We start from the raw sequence: 14752 nt of genomic DNA, 5'->3' as shown, positions 1-14752 counted from the left end.
GTTTTTTTATAATGCTCACAACAATTGACGAATGCTTACCTCTTATGAGGCTGGCGGTAGCAGCCACTCCCCCTGCCACAATGTGACGGCCTGACCGGCAATCAGTACCCGATCCTCCTGCAGTTCAAGCCGCAACTCACCACCACGGGCCGAAATCTGACGGGCCCGCAGTTGCCGTTTACCAAACCGTTCGGCCCAAAAGGGCACCAGAGCGCAGTGGTTGGAACCAGTAACCGGATCCTCATCGACGCCCACCCAAGGGGCGAAATATCGGGAGACAAAATCATGGTTAGAGTCGTTTGAGGGCGCCGTCACTATCACCCCCCGTCCCGGCAGAGCGCGCAGTGCATGGAAATCAGGCGAAAGCGCGAGGATCTCCTCTTCACTTGCCAGCTCCAGCAAGAACTTGGCCCCGGCCGCCAGAGTCTGTCGTGGCTGGCAACCAAGCGCGGCTGCATAGGCGGGATCCAGCATCAGTGGCGTCACTTCGATACGCGGAAAATCGAGCCAAATCCACTCCCCTTCGCGCCGGGCCAGCAGCTCACCACTGCGGGTCTCGAAGCGGATAGTCTCGTATGCAGCTACCGCCCCTGTCTGCCACAACACATGAGCAGCCGCCAAGGTGCCATGACCGCAGAGATCAACCTCGACTTTCGGCGTGAACCAGCGCAACTGATAATGGGCTCTGCCAAGTTGTACCAGAAAGGCTGTCTCGGAGAGATTGAACTCGGCTGCCATCGCCAACTGGCTGGCATCAGGCAGGGCTGCTCCCAATACGACCACCGTGGGATTGCCACCAAGGGGCTGCTGACTGAACGCATTGACATGAAACAATCGGATATTCGACATGGCACTTCCTGTGTTATCAAGTGGCTCTCATTTAACGCTCTTTATACCACGCCCCTCTTTTGCTGCGGGAACAGGCGTACCTCTGCCCCTTTAATGCATTAATAGAATAAAGAAGACATTTTTATTCTTTGTTGTTATCCAACACGCCCTTTAATCTGGCCAAAAATCAGACCATGGAAGACGCGTGTGATGCAATTGAAGGATTCCCCATTCAACCTCTCCCCCCTCTCTGACGAGCAGCAACGTCAGCTGGGTCAGGTACTCTCGACCCTCAATACCCAGCAACTGGCCTGGGTGAGCGGATATCTCTACGGCCTCTCCCAGGCGGGCGTCCAGCCCGTTGCGACCGCAGGCGCAGCAGTCGTCGCTCCCAGCGGCAGCCTGACCATTCTCTACGGCTCCCAGACCGGCAACGCCAAAGGTGTCGCCAGTGCCATCAAGGCGCAGGCAGAGGCCCGCGGTCTACCGGTCACCCTTGCGTCGATGGCCGACTACAAACCCAAGCAGCTGAAGAAAGAGAGCCACCTGCTGGTGGTAGTGAGCACTTACGGGGAGGGTGAACCACCTGAAAGCGCCGTCGATCTGTTCGAGCAACTTAAAAAAGGCAAGATTGGCAAGCTGGACGGCCTCAAGTTCGCGGTACTGGGGCTGGGTGACAGCTCCTACGAATTTTTCTGCCAGACCGGCAAAGATTTTGACGACTTCCTCACCAAAGCAGGGGCCGAACGCATTTATGAGCTCGCGAGCCTCGATGTGGATTATCAGGATGCGGCCAAGAGTTGGGGCGAGCAGGCACTCAACGCCATTGCCGCGACCCTCTCTACCGGTGTGGCCAGCAGCAGCGTGACCAGCGCGGTGCAGCAGGCGGTTGGCCACAACCAGTACAGCAAGGAGAACCCCTTCCCTGCCCGCCTGTCGGTCAATCAGAAGATCACCGGCCGGGATTCCACCAAGGATATCCGCCATATCGAGATCAATCTGGCCGACTCCGGCCTCACCTACCAGCCGGGGGATGCCCTCGGTGTCTGGTTCGACAATGACGCCGAACTGGTGGGCGAAGTGCTGGCCCTGACCGGCCTCTCTGGCGATGAAGCCACGGCCCACGGCACCTTGCGCGCTGCCCTGACCAGTCACTTCGAACTGACCCGGCTGCACGGCGGCTTTATCACAGGACTCGCTGATATATCGGACAACGCAGCGCTGAAAGATCTGGCTGGCGACAAGGCCCAGGTCAATGCACTGGTCGCCTCTGCCCAGGTGGTGGATGTACTGAAACGCTTCCCGACCGCGCTCACTGCCGAGCTGCTGGTCAGCCTGCTGCGCCCCCTCACCCCGCGCCTCTACTCCATCGCCTCCGCCCAGAGCGAGGTGGAAGAGGAGGTGCACCTGACCGTCGGCGTGGTGCGCTATCCACAGGAAGATGGCACAGTGCGCAGCGGCGCCGCCTCCTCCTATCTGGCGGATCGGCTGATTGAGGATGGCGAGGTGCGGGTATTCGTGGAGCACAACGACAACTTCCGCCTGCCGCAAAACCCCGACACCCCCGTCATCATGGTGGGCCCGGGCACCGGCATCGCCCCGTTCCGCGCCTTTATGCAGGAGCGGGAAGCTCAGGGCGCGGAAGGCAAGAACTGGCTCTTCTTCGGCAACCCCCACTTTACCCAGGATTTCCTCTATCAGGTGGAGTGGCAGCGTTATGTGAAATCGGGGCTGCTGTCGAAGATCTCCCTGGCCTTCAGCCGGGATCAGGCCAACAAGATTTATGTGCAGGACCGCCTGCGCGAAGCTGGCCAGGAGCTCTACCAGTGGCTGGAAGCAGGCGCTCACTTCTATGTGTGTGGCGACGCCAACAAGATGGCCAAGGATGTACAGGAGGCCCTGCTGGATGTAATTGCCGAACACGGTCACAAGAGCCGTGAGGAAGCAGAAGAGTATTTGAGCGAATTGCGTCGTGCCAAACGTTATCAAAGGGATGTCTATTGATGAGCAAACAACCTCTTTCTCACCCAAAAGCGGGACCGGTCGAAGGGCCGCTGGCCGACAACGAGCGCCTCAAGCGCGAGAGCAACTTCCTGCGTGGCACCATAGAGCAGGATCTGCAGGATCCGCTCACCGGCGGCTTCAACGGCGACAACTTCCAGCTGATCCGCTTTCACGGCATGTATCAGCAGGATGACCGCGACATCCGCCCGGAGCGCGCTGCCCAGAAGCTGGAGCCGCTGCACAACGTCATGCTGCGTGCGCGCCTGCCGGGTGGGATCATCACCCCGGCCCAGTGGCAGATCATCGACAAGTTCGCCGAAGAGCACAGCCTCTACGGCAGCATCCGTCTGACCACCCGTCAGACCTTCCAGTTCCACGGGGTATTGAAGCGCGACATCAAGCTGATGCACCAGACCCTCAACAGCACCGGCATCGATTCCATCGCCACCGCCGGCGACGTGAACCGCAACGTGCTCTGCACCAGCAACCCGGTGGAGTCCGAGCTGCATCAGGAGGCCTACGAGTGGGCCAAGAAGATATCCGAGCACCTGCTGCCCAAGACCCGCGCTTACGTGGAGATCTGGCTGGACGGTGAAAAACTGGGGCAGGACGAGGAACCGATCCTGGGCTCCAACTACCTGCCGCGCAAATTCAAGACCACTGTGGTGATCCCGCCTCACAACGACGTGGATATCCACGCCAACGATCTCAACTTCGTGGCGATTGCCGAACACGGCAAGCTGGTAGGCTTCAACGTGCTGGTGGGCGGCGGGCTGGCCATGACCCACGGCGACACCAGCACCTACCCGCGCAAGGCGAGCGACTTTGGCTTTATTCCGCTCTCCCACGTGCTGGAGGTGGCGGCCGCCGTGGTCAGCACCCAGCGCGACTGGGGCAACCGGGTCAACCGCAAGAATGCCAAGACCAAGTACACCCTCGAGCGCGTCGGCGTCGAAGCCTTCAAGGCCGAGGTGGAGAGCCGTGCCGGCATCCAGTTCGGGCCGGTTCGCCCCTATGAGTTCACCAGCCGTGGCGATCGCTTCGGTTGGGTCGAGGGGATCGACGGCAAGCACCACCTCACCCTGTTTATCGAGAATGGCCGCCTGCTTGACTTCCCGGGCAAGCCGCTCAAAACCGGCATGCTGGAGATCGCCAAGGTGCATCAGGGGGATTTTCGCCTGACCGCCAACCAGAACCTGATCATCGCCGGGGTACCTGCCAGCGAGAAGGCCCGCATCGAAGCCCTGGCGCGCCAGTACGGCCTGCTGGATGACGGCGTGAGCGAGCAGCGCAAGCAGTCCATGGCTTGTGTGGCCCTGCCTACCTGCCCGCTGGCGATGGCCGAGGCGGAGCGCATGCTGCCGGCGTTTGTCACCGACATCGAGGGCTTGCTCACCAAACATGGGCTGGCGGATGACGCCATCATCTTCCGGGTCACCGGTTGCCCCAACGGCTGCGGCCGCGCCATGCTGGCGGAAGTAGGTCTGGTGGGCAAGGCGCCGGGCCGCTACAACCTGCATCTGGGGGGCAATCTAGAGGGGACCCGCATTCCGCGCCTGCACCTCGAGAACATCACCGAGCCGCAGATTTTGGCCGAACTCGACGCGTTGATCGGCCGCTGGGCCACCGAGCGCAATCAGGGTGAGTGCTTCGGCGACTTCGTGATCCGGGTTGGGGTAATTGCCCCCGTTATCGACTCTGCGAGGGACTTCTATGCCGCTTAATCTGCCGCTTAATGTCACTGAAGATGGCCGCCTTGACCTGCAGGCGCTGCTAGCCCTCGGCCGTGAGGAGCAAGTCGAGGCACTGGCCCCCCTCAACCGGGAGCTGGATACCATGAGTGCCCCCGAGCGGGTGCGCTGGGCCCTGGCCAATCTGCCGGGGGAGCATGTGCTCTCATCCAGCTTCGGCATTCAGGCGGCGCTGATGCTCCATCTGGTAAGTCGCGAACGGGCCGACGTGCCCGTGGTGCTGACCGATACCGGTTATCTCTTCCCCGAGACTTACCGCTTTATCGACGAGCTGACCGAGCGCCTCGCGCTCAACTTGAAGATCTACCGGGCCGAGCTCAGCCCTGCCTGGCAGGAGGCGCGCTTCGGTCTCCTGTGGGAGCAGGGGGTGGAGGGGATCACCCGCTACAACCAGCTCAACAAGGTGGAGCCGATGGACCGCGCCCTGCGTGAGCTGGGGGCCCAGACCTGGTTCTCCGGCCTGCGCCGGGAGCAGTCTGGCAGCCGTGGCAAGCTGCCGGTGCTGGGCATCCAGCGCGGCCGCTTCAAGTTCCTGCCGGTGATCGACTGGAGCAACAAGGATGTCTTCTACTACTTCAAAGAGTTCGACCTCCCCTACCACCCGCTGTGGGAGCAGGGTTATCTCTCGGTGGGCGATGTCCACACCACCGCCAAGTGGGAGCCCGGCATGAGCGAGGAGCAGACCCGCTTCTTCGGCCTCAAGCGCGAGTGCGGTTTGCACGAGGAAAATGGCGAGAACGACGGTTCAGGCATCTAATCCCGTCTTGAAAACCCAACAGAACAACAAGGGCATCCGAAGATGCCCTTGTTGTTATTTGCCCATTAGCATTCGTCCGTCAGCGGCGCTGCCAGGTCTCAAAGCTATAGGGGTGCGGGTTCTTCTCATCAGCAGGGTGGCTCTCGCACTCAATCCGTTGCCACTGGCCATCGTCAAAAGCAGGGAAACGGGTATCCCCCTCCACCGCCAGATCGATGCGGGTCAGATAGAGTCTGTCGGCCCGTGGCAGCAGCTGGCCGTAGAGGTGACCACCACCGATCACCATCAACTCCTCCACCGAGCTGCCTGCCAACAGCGCCAACGCCGCCTCGACGGAGCCCACCACCTCAATGCCCTCGGCCTGATAATTGGGATTGCGGCTGATCACCAGATTGCGCCGTCCGGGCAGCGGTCGACCGATGGATTCGAAGGTCTTGCGCCCCATCAATACCGGTTTGCCGAGGGTGACACGCTTGAAGTGAGCCAGATCGGCAGGCAGATGCCAGGGCATCTGGTTGTCCTTGCCGATCACCCTGTCGTGGGCCATGGCGGCAATCATGGAAATCTTCATGGGGCCTCTCACCGTCTGTCAGATTATGGGGCGGTTACGGTACACGACCAGAGAGGGGATCGCCAAACCGAAACTGAGGGCACCGACGATAAAGAGCGCCTTGAGGCCGTTCTCCACCGCACTCTGGATCAACTCCATGGTCACGCCGTTGATGTTGAGCTCCACCACCGCAATCATGGTCTTGAACGCATAGCTGCCCGGGATCATCGGAATGATGGAGGCAACGCTGAACACCGGACGCGGCGCCAGCAGACGGCGCGACCAGTAGACGCAGACAAAGCCGACCGTGGTCGCCGCCGCCAACGTCGCCCACTCGATGGGCATACCATAGTGGATCAGCAGGGTACGCAGGCTGTGGGCCAGCGCGCCGCCCATGGCGCAATATTTCAGCATCCGTGGCGGCACGTTGAACAGCATGGCAAACCCCACCGCCGGAATGGAGGACCAGAAGGCATCCTTGGCCAGTAGCCAGAGCAAATCCATCATACTTTCCACCCCCAGATCCCGGTGACCGACATGGCCAAAATGATACCTATGGCGGCGCTGATGGTCAGCAGGGTCGCAGTCCCCCAGCGGGCCAGCCCCATGTTGAAGTAGCCCTTCACCATGTCTGAGACCGCATTAATCAGCGGAAAGCCCGGCACCAGCAGCAGCACGCTGGCCGCCATGGCGAGATAAGGCTGGTCACCCCAGTTAAAGAAGGTGGCGCTGGAGGAGAGCAAAGTAGCGATAAAGCCGGTGGCGGCAAAATTGATGAGCGGGCTATGGTGATGGCGGGCCATCAGCTGGCGCACCCGCATCGCCACGGCAGACGAGAAGCAGGTCACCAGGAAGATGGGCCAGTCACCGCCAAACAGCAGGCTAAAGGCGCCGCAGGAGAGCCCCACCATGGGGACCACCAACCAGGGGTGATAGTGGAAGGGGACGATGGCCTCGAGCCGCTGGCGCACTTCACGGGCACCGATCAGCTCTTTCTCCGCCATGATGCAGATCCGCTGGATCTCGCACACCACCTGCATGTTGATGCCATGTTCGCGCACCCGCCGGGTAGTGGTGACGCAACCCCCCTGATAGAGGCTGGTGAGCACGATGGCACTGGAAGAGATGGCCATCTCAACACTCTCCAGCCCCAGCGCCATCCCCAGCCGCACCGTGGTCTGCTCGATGATCCGGCTCTCCGCCCCGAACTGGGCCAACATCTGACCCACCTTGACGATAATGCGGGTGATCTCTGTCTGTTGCTCCCGCGACAACACCCGTCTTGGTGTGATACTTCTCATAATCCCTTCGAGTCGTAGCAATAAAAATTTCGGCCATATTAGCCTAACTTTTACTGTTATTCATCCACCCCTATCACAACCTGACTAATTAGTTATTACAAGAAGGAGAAAAGAAATTACATCACAAACACATTACGACTAACATTAAAAACCATAACAATCAGGGCGCCAGCAATTCCCTTTATTATGGCCTCACTGATTTGGCTGAAATATTAACCAATAGGGTTATTACAGATTATTTACGACGTCGATAGTCCGCCAGACGGATTATTTTACCACTGCCATCGCTTTCAGGCGGAGGGTCCCCCTGTTCCCTGAACTGGCTCATTTCGCTGCGCATCACATAAAAGGATTCCCGCATCATGTTGGTAATCCGGATACAGCTATCAAGATTGTTTTTCGCCAGACGGCGCTGACCATCAATCTTGAACTGCAACCCGCGCAGACGGCGCTGCTGATCGGGGCTCGCACGGGCCATCAACTGGTCGATCTGCTGCTCCAGAATCGCATCCAGCCGGGAGGGCTCACTCGCAGCCAACTCCTTCAGGGTGTCAAAATCAGGCAACTCCATATGCCCTCCTTGGCGACTATTGCTGGCAACACACTGCGGTACCACACCATCACGTCCCAGCCATATAAATCTGTATATACGACGCGGCTAAAAAGGGTTCAATCCATCCACTGGGGACCAAACCGGACAATGGTCACTACGAGGGTGTCTATCTATTTTAATTGTGTTTGGAAACAAGCGATTGTTTTTAATTCAGGCGAGATAAAACACTTATACATTTTAGGTTGTGATTTTCTGTTTTTTATTGCAAATAAAAATCCGGGTGGCCTTATTTTGCTTCATTCGACACTTTATTCGTCCCTCACCGACCCGCGTCATCTCCTGACGGTTTAACATATCTCACTGATTATGTTATTTTAATTGCCACTTTTATCGGACATTCAAGAGCAGACCATGAGCAAGGCAAAAATCGGTATCGTCACCGTCAGCGATCGCGCCAGCGCGGGCATCTATGAAGACCTCTCCGGCAAGGCCATCATCGACACCCTGAACGCCTATCTGACCTCGGAGTGGGAACCTGTCTATCAGGTGATCCCCGATGAACAAGATCAGATTGAAGCGACCCTGATCCGGCTGGCGGATGAGGAGCAGTGCTGTCTCATCGTCACCACAGGCGGCACCGGCCCGGCCAAGCGGGATGTCACGCCGGAAGCGACCGAGGCGGTATGTGATCGCATGATGCCGGGCTTTGGCGAGCTGATGCGGGCCGAATCCCTCAAGTTTGTGCCGACAGCCATTCTGTCGCGCCAGACAGCCGGACTGCGCGACGATACCCTGATCGTCAATCTGCCGGGCAAGCCCAAATCAATCCGCGAATGTCTGGATGCAGTTTTCCCCGCCATCCCCTACTGCATCGATTTGATGGAAGGGCCGTATCTTGAGTGCGATGAAACTGTCATCAAGCCGTTTCGGCCGAAAAAATAGCGAACCCGACCATAAAAAATAATGGCGAGCCACGGCTCGCCATTATTTTTAACTCATCTGTTTGCGCAGAAAAACTGCATCAATTATTTGCGGCCGAATACTTTTACGCCCGCTTTGCTGCGCTCTGAATTACCGTACACTTCGATTTTTTTCACACAACGGCGCGAGCCCAGTGATTTCCACTCGGTCTCTTTATCACTGCTCATTTCCCGATCGAAACGAATGGTCTTGGTACGATCACCACCATAGGTCACCACCACCCGATCCAGGGTCAAATCACGCTCCGCCTTCACCTTGATATATTTGGTCTGACGGCAAATCACCAAAGGAATTGTCGCACCATGATCACCGGCTCCCAGTAAAATAGTCCGCCCCAGCGTGAACTGATCGTCACCGGCATGGCTGGCTGACGCCACCACCAGCAAGGCACCACCCAGCAAGCTGTGCGCGGAAAAACGGGAATTCCAGATAGACATCAAGGACATAACACCTCCAATAAAAAATGGAGTGTGATGATAAGGGTTAAACCATAACGGAAGCTGTATCACGACTGAATTTGCTGCGAATGTGCGGGGATAAACAGAGGAACAGCGCGAATTTTCGGCGAAAATGAGAAGAGCCGCAGATAGCGGCCCTTGCGGCAAGAGAGCGCTTAGCGCTCCATGATTTGGGTCACGTCATCTTTCTTGATCATCACCTCGCGCCCTTCATGATCGTAATAGCGATACATGCCGGTGCTCTCGTCCAGCTTGGGTTTGCTCTCTGTGGTGATCATCTTGCCATCCTTGGTGCTCATGATGTATTGGGAGCTGCATGCCACCAGCCCCAGGGCGCACACCAGGATCATCATCAGTTTTTTCATTGCGGCCTCTTCTGCGATCATCCTCACCACGAGGATGTTTCTTGAAGCCTAGTTCAATCGCACGGCACGAGATGGCGCGATGAGCAAAGCGGGATCGCCGTCAATAATCAGCGACTTAGCCTCGCTGTCTGGCCGGGTGGCGAGCGCAATGAAAAAGGCCGGACATCTCTGTCCGGCCTCTTCTTTTCAGCGCAAGAGCGCAATCATGACTTGGCAGGCTGACGCTCACCGGTCACGGTCGGGTTCTTGGGATCCATGCTCCACTCGTACCAACCGCCGTCGTAGACGCTGATCCGTTTCCAGTCCATCAGCCAGGCGTAGAAGAAGGCCTCGGAGGCGCGCCAGCCGGTACCGCAGTAGAACGCAGCCTGCTGGGTCGGCTCGATGTTCCACTGGTCCCACATGGCGAGGATCTCGCGGGCCGGCTTCATGGTGCCGTCCGGGTTGTGGAAGTCGCTCATGCTGTTGGCATCCACCCCACCATGACCCCACTTGGCCCCCGGGATATCGCCCTTCGGCTTGATGTAGCTATAACCTGAGGTGTTGCCGACAAACTCGTCCCAGGTGCGCACGCTGACCAGTGCGCTATCGGGCTGCTTGAGCAGCTCTTTCGCCTGACTTAGCGTGGTGTAGTACTCGGGGTGAGCGGGAATAGTCACGCCAAACTCCTTCACCGGCTCATATTTGTTGGGCAGACCCGTTTCGGTGCGCAGGTGCTGGATAAACCAGGCATCCAGACCACCGTCCAGCAGGCGCACATCTTCCACCCCCGCATACATCATCAGGTGCGCGGCACGGGCAGCAGCCATGGTGTTGCGACCATAGAGGATGACGGTGGTGTCGTGACGGATGCCGTTATCCAGCAGCAGCTTCTTGAGCGCTTCGTCAGAGACCTTGTTCCACAGCGGCTCCTCTTCGAGGCTGTTGGTATCGATATAACCGGCCCCCGGGATGTGGCTGATGAGGTAGGCCTTGGGTGAGCCCCAATCCACTTCAAACAGCTTCCAGTCACCCTTGGGCGCCGCGGCAACCGGCTTGCCCTCTTGCAGATCCGCCAACCAGCGCGGATAGACCAGCTGCTGCCAGCGTGCCAGCGACTCGCGCGGTGCGGCTTGCCACCCTTGCAGCTCGAACAGCTGCTTGATCCCCTGCTTGCGCAGCAGACGGGCCACCTCGGCCACTTCGCGGGACGCACCGTAGAGGGCAACCGGACGATCGGCCTTCAGCCCCTTTATCTCGAGCGCCTTTGGCCACTCTTCATCGCTGTATTTCCACTCGGCAGAGAGGTTCTCGGCGCCCGCCACATGGCCGCCCTGCTTCTCCCCTTCCATCGGCCACCCCTGATAGAAGTAGCTGGCGCGGGTATCCAGGATGACAGCCTGTTTGGCCTTGGCATCGGCCAGCGAGAGCGGTGGCAACTCCCCTGCCACGGCGGGCAGGGCACACCAGAGCAGTAAGGTCGCCAGCGCGGCCTGCAAGAAGCGAAGATGTCGTTTCATGGTGATTTCTCGATTCATAGTGAACAAGGTTAAAAAATGGAGCGACCCAGCCGCTCGGCCAGCAGCTCCAGCGCCGCCGTGCCCGCCAGCGAGTTACCGGCTTTGTTGAGCTCGGGCGACCAGACACAGACGCAAAGCTCACCCGGGATCAGGGCGATGATACCGCCGCCGACCCCCGATTTGCCCGGCATGCCGACACGATAGGCAAAATCGCCCGCCTCGTCATAGAGGCCGCAGGTGGCGAGCAGGGCGTTGACCTGCTTGGTGGTGCGGGCGGGCAGCAGCGGCACGCTCTCACCCAGTGGCACACCACGGTTAGCCAGATAGATGAATGCCCGCGCCAGATCGACGCAGCTCATGCGAATGGCACAGGCATTGAAGTAGCTTTGCAGCACCTTGTCCACTTCGTTTTCGAAGTTGCCATAGGCCTTCATCAGATAGGCGATGGCGGCGTTGCGGGCAGAGTGCTGATATTCGGAGCGGGCGACGACCTGATCCGCCATGATGGCCGGATTGCCGGAAAGACGGCGCACCAGCTCGAGGGTACGCTGACGGGGCGCAGTGAGGCGGGTCTCCAGCAGATCGCTCACCACCAGCGCCCCGGCATTGATAAAGGGGTTGCGGGGGATCCCCTGCTCGAACTCGAGCTGTACCAGCGAGTTGAAGGGCTGGCCGGAGGGCTCCTTGCCGACACGCGCCCAGATCTCCTCCTCCTGATAGAGAGTGAGTGCCAGGGTCAAGCTCAGGGCCTTGGAGATACTCTGGATGGAGAAGGGTTCAAAAGCGTCGCCGGCGGTGAACAGCTCCCCCTCGACGGTACAGACTGCGATACCGAGCCGATCGGCCGGCACCTGAGCCAGTGCCGGAATGTAGTCGGCCACCTTGCCTTGTCCCAGCAACGGGCGCACCTCTTCAAGGATGCTGGCCAGTAATTCGGATGACAACACCATAAGCAATAAGCGATTCCATGACTAAAACAGCGGTGGAGATCCCATCCCCACTGACAAAAATCCCGCCAGCGGCGGGATTTTTCAGTTACCCACAACAAGGCGCCAGATGCGGCAGCCTTGTATCAGGCCGGTTCACCATACCAGAGGTCGAACAGCTCGGTAACGACCACGGCTTCCATCCCCTTGCCTTCCAGCCAGGATTTGACGGCAGCGCGGTCTTCTTCGGTACACTTGCCCAGTTGCTGGGTGCAGATCATCCCTTCCCAGGCCAGGTGGCCGGAACCGGCGAAAGCCAGTTTGCGGGGCTCGATCACTTCATCGATCATCGCATCGACTACGGCATCGATGGTCTCTTCGGCAGTGCCGACCGGGAAGTTGAAACTGATGTCGAAACCCATTTCCTGGAATTCATCGACGCGCAGTTTCTTGCGCAGGCGGCGGCTACGATTGGCCATGATAGCTCCTCAAGTTAGTTGATACGCTAGGTGTGTTGACGTGCCAGCTTAGCTGACACGCTTGAAAATCAGATCCCAAACCCCGTGGCCAAGACGGTGGCCACGTTGTTCAAATTTGGTCAGCGGACGCCAGTCCGGACGGGGCACCCAGTTACCGGTGGCAGAGGTGTTCTCGTAACCCTCGGCGGCGCTCATCACTTCCAGCATGTGCTCGGCATAGTTTTCCCAGTCGGTCGCCATGTGGAACACGCCACCGATGGCCAGCTTCTGGCGAATATCCTGGGCAAACGCAGGCTGTACGATGCGGCGCTTGTGGTGACGGCTCTTGTGCCAGGGATCCGGGAAGAACAGCTGCAGGCAGGAGAGTGAACCGTTCGGGATCATGTGCTCCAGCACCTCGACCGCATCGTGGCAGATCACTTTCAGATTGGTGACCCCCGCTTCCTGAGCAGTACCCAGACAGGCACCCACGCCCGGGGAGTGCACTTCGATGCCGATGAAGTTCTTCTCGGGGGCATTCTTGGCCATCTCTACCAAAGAGGCGCCCATGCCAAAGCCGATCTCCAGCACCACGGGTGCTTCACGGCCAAACAGTGCGACCAGATCGAGCTGCTTTGGCTCGAAATCGATGCCCATGACCGGCCAGAGCTCTTCCAGGGCCTTCTCCTGCCCTTTGGTCAGGCGGCCTTCGCGACGGACAAAGCTGCGGATCTTGCGCATGAACTTGCCGTCTTCGTTAAATACATCTTGGGTCACAGGCATAATGGTCTCGTTATTTCATCAATCCGGGTAATACATCTTGTGTCCGATCCCGAGCGGGACCGCTCGCGGCTCGGCATTTCATCGACCCGCGAAAACAGGGGAGCGAATTATCCCAAGATAGGCCCAAGGCGCAAGTGTTTCGCGCAACAAATATTCCGGCCATCCACTTCCCAGCTCCCTCACTGGCATCGCCACACCGACTAACCGTCCAATATAATCCTCAGCAGAGTCGTTCCAGCCCTTTTTTGGCGATTTTTGTGACAATCATTGCCTCATTTCTGAAATCTGATACAAACGGATAACCTGGCGGTCGAATGGAGCGACCGCCCACATGCCGAGAGAATTGTCTATGCAGCCGTTTTTTGCCCAGCGCTTCGAGAAGGTTGAACCTTCCTTTATCCGTGAAATCCTCAAAGTTGCCGCCAATCCGGAGATCATCTCCTTCGCTGGTGGCCTGCCCAATCCCCACCTGTTTCCGGTCAAGGCGATCGATCAGGCCTGTCAGGATGTACTGCGCGAGCAAGGGGCTGCCGCCCTGCAATATGCGGCGACCGAAGGGTATGCGCCGCTGCGCCAGTACATTGCCGACCGCTATCTGGCCCGCCACGGCATGCAGGTCAATCCGGACAACATCCTCATCACCAGCGGCTCCCAGCAAGCGCTGGATCTGCTGGGCAAGGTGCTGATCGACGAGGGTCAGGATCTCATCATCGAAGAGCCGGGTTACCTTGGCGCCATTCAGGCTTTTTCTGTCTACCAGCCCACCTTCAAGCCGATCACCCTTGAAGAAGAGGGTCTGGATCTGGCGGCGCTGGATGCGCTGCTGGCAAGCGGATCCAATGCCAAGCTGCTCTACGGCGTACCCAACTTCCAGAACCCGAGCGGTGTCTCTTATAGCCGTGCTAACCGCGAGGCACTGGCCGAGCGACTGGTGCGCCACGAGCTGTTGATGGTGGAAGATGATCCCTACGGCGAGCTGCGTTTCGAAGGGGAGCATCTCCCCCCGATTGCCAAGCTGGCGCCAAACAATACCGTGCTGCTCGGCTCTTTCTCGAAAACCGTGGTGCCTGCCTTCCGTCTGGGCTGGATGGTGATGCCGGACTGGCTGCGCAAGAAGGTGACCATCGCCAAGCAGGCGACCGATCTGCACAGCAACGCCTTCAGCCAGCAGGTGCTGCACCGCTTCCTGACCGACAACTCCCTCGACGCTCACTTGGAGAAGATCAAGGAGGTCTATGGTCGCCAGCGCGCCGCCATGGAGGCCGCGCTGGCCCGTCACTGCCCGCCCGGCGTCAGCTACACCCGACCGGAAGGGGGCATGTTCCTCTGGCTGACCCTGCCAGCCCACATCAGTGCCATGGCGCTGTTTGACGAGGCGATCAAGGAGAAGGTGGCCTTCGTACCCGGTGCCCCCTTCTACGTGCGCCCCGAGATCAAGAACACCCTGCGCCTGAGCTTCTCCTGCGTCGATGAAGCGACCATCGAGGAGGGGGTCAAACGCTTGGCCCGCGCCCTCCAGCGCATGCTCTGAACGCCCA

16 protein-coding genes are annotated in these 14752 nt (G+C 58.9%); 5 read left to right on the top strand and 11 right to left on the bottom strand.

Annotated elements, in window-relative coordinates; all coding sequences use genetic code 11:
- Positions 1 to 42: 42 nt before the first annotated feature.
- Positions 43 to 849, bottom strand: coding sequence for a PhzF family phenazine biosynthesis protein (locus tag AB5Z09_RS06645; protein ID WP_111901264.1), 807 nt, complete (start codon positions 847 to 849; stop codon positions 43 to 45).
- A 189-nt stretch (positions 850 to 1038) separates the two neighbouring features.
- Between AB5Z09_RS06645 and AB5Z09_RS06640 the strand changes: the two genes are divergently transcribed.
- From AB5Z09_RS06640 to AB5Z09_RS06630, 3 genes are read left to right on the top strand one after another with little or no spacing between them, the layout of a single operon-like run.
- Positions 1039 to 2832 (top strand): assimilatory sulfite reductase (NADPH) flavoprotein subunit, encoded by a 1794-nt coding sequence (locus AB5Z09_RS06640; protein ID WP_368194905.1) that lies wholly within the window; start codon positions 1039 to 1041, stop codon positions 2830 to 2832.
- Positions 2832 to 4556: an assimilatory sulfite reductase (NADPH) hemoprotein subunit gene (gene cysI / locus AB5Z09_RS06635; protein WP_368194904.1), complete on the top strand. Its 1725-nt coding sequence runs from the start codon at positions 2832 to 2834 to the stop codon at positions 4554 to 4556. Before AB5Z09_RS06640 ends, cysI begins: the two co-directional genes overlap by 1 nt.
- Positions 4546 to 5340: a phosphoadenylyl-sulfate reductase gene (locus tag AB5Z09_RS06630; protein ID WP_005335204.1), complete on the top strand. Its 795-nt coding sequence runs from the start codon at positions 4546 to 4548 to the stop codon at positions 5338 to 5340. The genes cysI and AB5Z09_RS06630 overlap by 11 nt, the downstream gene beginning before the upstream one ends.
- A gap of 79 nt (positions 5341 to 5419) precedes the next feature.
- On the opposite strand, the gene folA is transcribed toward AB5Z09_RS06630, so the two are convergent.
- The 4 genes from folA to AB5Z09_RS06610 all read right to left on the bottom strand — a co-directional run bounded on the left by folA (position 5420) and on the right by AB5Z09_RS06610 (position 7762).
- On the bottom strand, positions 5420 to 5911 hold the full coding sequence (folA, locus tag AB5Z09_RS06625) for a type 3 dihydrofolate reductase (RefSeq protein ID WP_368194902.1): 492 nt from the start codon (positions 5909 to 5911) through the stop codon (positions 5420 to 5422).
- Between the two features lie 18 nt (positions 5912 to 5929).
- Entirely contained in the window at positions 5930 to 6397 is a 468-nt protein-coding gene (locus tag AB5Z09_RS06620; protein WP_026035076.1) for a threonine/serine exporter family protein, read from the bottom strand.
- The gene (locus AB5Z09_RS06615) at positions 6394 to 7191 is read right to left on the bottom strand and encodes a threonine/serine exporter family protein (RefSeq protein ID WP_005348133.1); all 798 of its coding nucleotides are present in this window, start codon (positions 7189 to 7191) and stop codon (positions 6394 to 6396) included. Before AB5Z09_RS06615 ends, AB5Z09_RS06620 begins: the two co-directional genes overlap by 4 nt.
- Positions 7192 to 7426: 235 nt before the next feature.
- Complete coding sequence (locus AB5Z09_RS06610; RefSeq protein WP_005354166.1) at positions 7427 to 7762, bottom strand: DUF3135 domain-containing protein; 336 nt, start codon at positions 7760 to 7762, stop codon at positions 7427 to 7429.
- A gap of 393 nt (positions 7763 to 8155) precedes the next feature.
- Between AB5Z09_RS06610 and mog the strand changes: the two genes are divergently transcribed.
- Positions 8156 to 8686 carry a molybdopterin adenylyltransferase gene (gene mog / locus AB5Z09_RS06605; protein ID WP_005354170.1) on the top strand — a complete coding sequence of 177 codons (531 nt, stop codon included), beginning with the start codon at positions 8156 to 8158 and terminating at the stop codon, positions 8684 to 8686.
- A gap of 83 nt (positions 8687 to 8769) precedes the next feature.
- Here mog and AB5Z09_RS06600 read toward each other — a convergent pair whose 3' ends face one another.
- The 6 genes from AB5Z09_RS06600 to trmB all read right to left on the bottom strand — a co-directional run bounded on the left by AB5Z09_RS06600 (position 8770) and on the right by trmB (position 13214).
- Complete coding sequence (locus tag AB5Z09_RS06600; protein WP_368194901.1) at positions 8770 to 9171, bottom strand: DUF2541 domain-containing protein; 402 nt, start codon at positions 9169 to 9171, stop codon at positions 8770 to 8772.
- Positions 9172 to 9338: 167 nt separating this feature from the next.
- On the bottom strand, positions 9339 to 9548 hold the full coding sequence (locus tag AB5Z09_RS06595; RefSeq protein ID WP_005335219.1) for a YgdI/YgdR family lipoprotein: 210 nt from the start codon (positions 9546 to 9548) through the stop codon (positions 9339 to 9341).
- Positions 9549 to 9751: 203 nt separating this feature from the next.
- Positions 9752 to 11047: a sulfurtransferase gene (locus AB5Z09_RS06590; RefSeq protein ID WP_368194900.1), complete on the bottom strand. Its 1296-nt coding sequence runs from the start codon at positions 11045 to 11047 to the stop codon at positions 9752 to 9754.
- A gap of 29 nt (positions 11048 to 11076) precedes the next feature.
- The gene (glsB, locus tag AB5Z09_RS06585; RefSeq protein ID WP_005348151.1) at positions 11077 to 11997 is read right to left on the bottom strand and encodes a glutaminase B; all 921 of its coding nucleotides are present in this window, start codon (positions 11995 to 11997) and stop codon (positions 11077 to 11079) included.
- Between the two features lie 122 nt (positions 11998 to 12119).
- The gene (locus tag AB5Z09_RS06580) at positions 12120 to 12452 is read right to left on the bottom strand and encodes a YggL family protein (RefSeq protein WP_139409537.1); all 333 of its coding nucleotides are present in this window, start codon (positions 12450 to 12452) and stop codon (positions 12120 to 12122) included.
- A 48-nt stretch (positions 12453 to 12500) separates the two neighbouring features.
- Positions 12501 to 13214 carry a tRNA (guanosine(46)-N7)-methyltransferase TrmB gene (gene trmB, locus AB5Z09_RS06575; RefSeq protein ID WP_005335228.1) on the bottom strand — a complete coding sequence of 238 codons (714 nt, stop codon included), beginning with the start codon at positions 13212 to 13214 and terminating at the stop codon, positions 12501 to 12503.
- A 349-nt stretch (positions 13215 to 13563) separates the two neighbouring features.
- On the opposite strand from trmB, the gene AB5Z09_RS06570 reads away from it, so the two are divergent.
- Positions 13564 to 14745 (top strand): PLP-dependent aminotransferase family protein, encoded by a 1182-nt coding sequence (locus tag AB5Z09_RS06570; protein WP_368194899.1) that lies wholly within the window; start codon positions 13564 to 13566, stop codon positions 14743 to 14745.
- Positions 14746 to 14752: the final 7 nt, after the last annotated feature.

The organism is Aeromonas sp. R2-2 (genome assembly GCF_040908355.1).
GTDB lineage: Bacteria > Pseudomonadota > Gammaproteobacteria > Enterobacterales > Aeromonadaceae > Aeromonas > Aeromonas veronii.
The sequence above is the reverse complement of the archived record's forward strand: the minus strand, read 5'-3'. Positions and strand labels throughout refer to the sequence as shown.

Coding starts and splice junctions, on each gene's coding strand:
- AB5Z09_RS06645 (WP_111901264.1), bottom strand. CDS start 849: ATGTCGAATATCCGATTGTTTCATGTCAATGCGTTCAGTCAGCAGCCC.
- AB5Z09_RS06640 (WP_368194905.1), top strand. CDS start 1,039: ATGCAATTGAAGGATTCCCCATTCAACCTCTCCCCCCTCTCTGACGAG.
- cysI (WP_368194904.1), top strand. CDS start 2,832: ATGAGCAAACAACCTCTTTCTCACCCAAAAGCGGGACCGGTCGAAGGG.
- AB5Z09_RS06630 (WP_005335204.1), top strand. CDS start 4,546: ATGCCGCTTAATCTGCCGCTTAATGTCACTGAAGATGGCCGCCTTGAC.
- folA (WP_368194902.1), bottom strand. CDS start 5,911: ATGAAGATTTCCATGATTGCCGCCATGGCCCACGACAGGGTGATCGGC.
- AB5Z09_RS06620 (WP_026035076.1), bottom strand. CDS start 6,397: ATGATGGATTTGCTCTGGCTACTGGCCAAGGATGCCTTCTGGTCCTCC.
- AB5Z09_RS06615 (WP_005348133.1), bottom strand. CDS start 7,191: ATGAGAAGTATCACACCAAGACGGGTGTTGTCGCGGGAGCAACAGACA.
- AB5Z09_RS06610 (WP_005354166.1), bottom strand. CDS start 7,762: ATGGAGTTGCCTGATTTTGACACCCTGAAGGAGTTGGCTGCGAGTGAG.
- mog (WP_005354170.1), top strand. CDS start 8,156: ATGAGCAAGGCAAAAATCGGTATCGTCACCGTCAGCGATCGCGCCAGC.
- AB5Z09_RS06600 (WP_368194901.1), bottom strand. CDS start 9,171: ATGTCCTTGATGTCTATCTGGAATTCCCGTTTTTCCGCGCACAGCTTG.
- AB5Z09_RS06595 (WP_005335219.1), bottom strand. CDS start 9,548: ATGAAAAAACTGATGATGATCCTGGTGTGCGCCCTGGGGCTGGTGGCA.
- AB5Z09_RS06590 (WP_368194900.1), bottom strand. CDS start 11,047: ATGAAACGACATCTTCGCTTCTTGCAGGCCGCGCTGGCGACCTTACTG.
- glsB (WP_005348151.1), bottom strand. CDS start 11,997: ATGGTGTTGTCATCCGAATTACTGGCCAGCATCCTTGAAGAGGTGCGC.
- AB5Z09_RS06580 (WP_139409537.1), bottom strand. CDS start 12,452: ATGGCCAATCGTAGCCGCCGCCTGCGCAAGAAACTGCGCGTCGATGAA.
- trmB (WP_005335228.1), bottom strand. CDS start 13,214: ATGCCTGTGACCCAAGATGTATTTAACGAAGACGGCAAGTTCATGCGC.
- AB5Z09_RS06570 (WP_368194899.1), top strand. CDS start 13,564: ATGCAGCCGTTTTTTGCCCAGCGCTTCGAGAAGGTTGAACCTTCCTTT.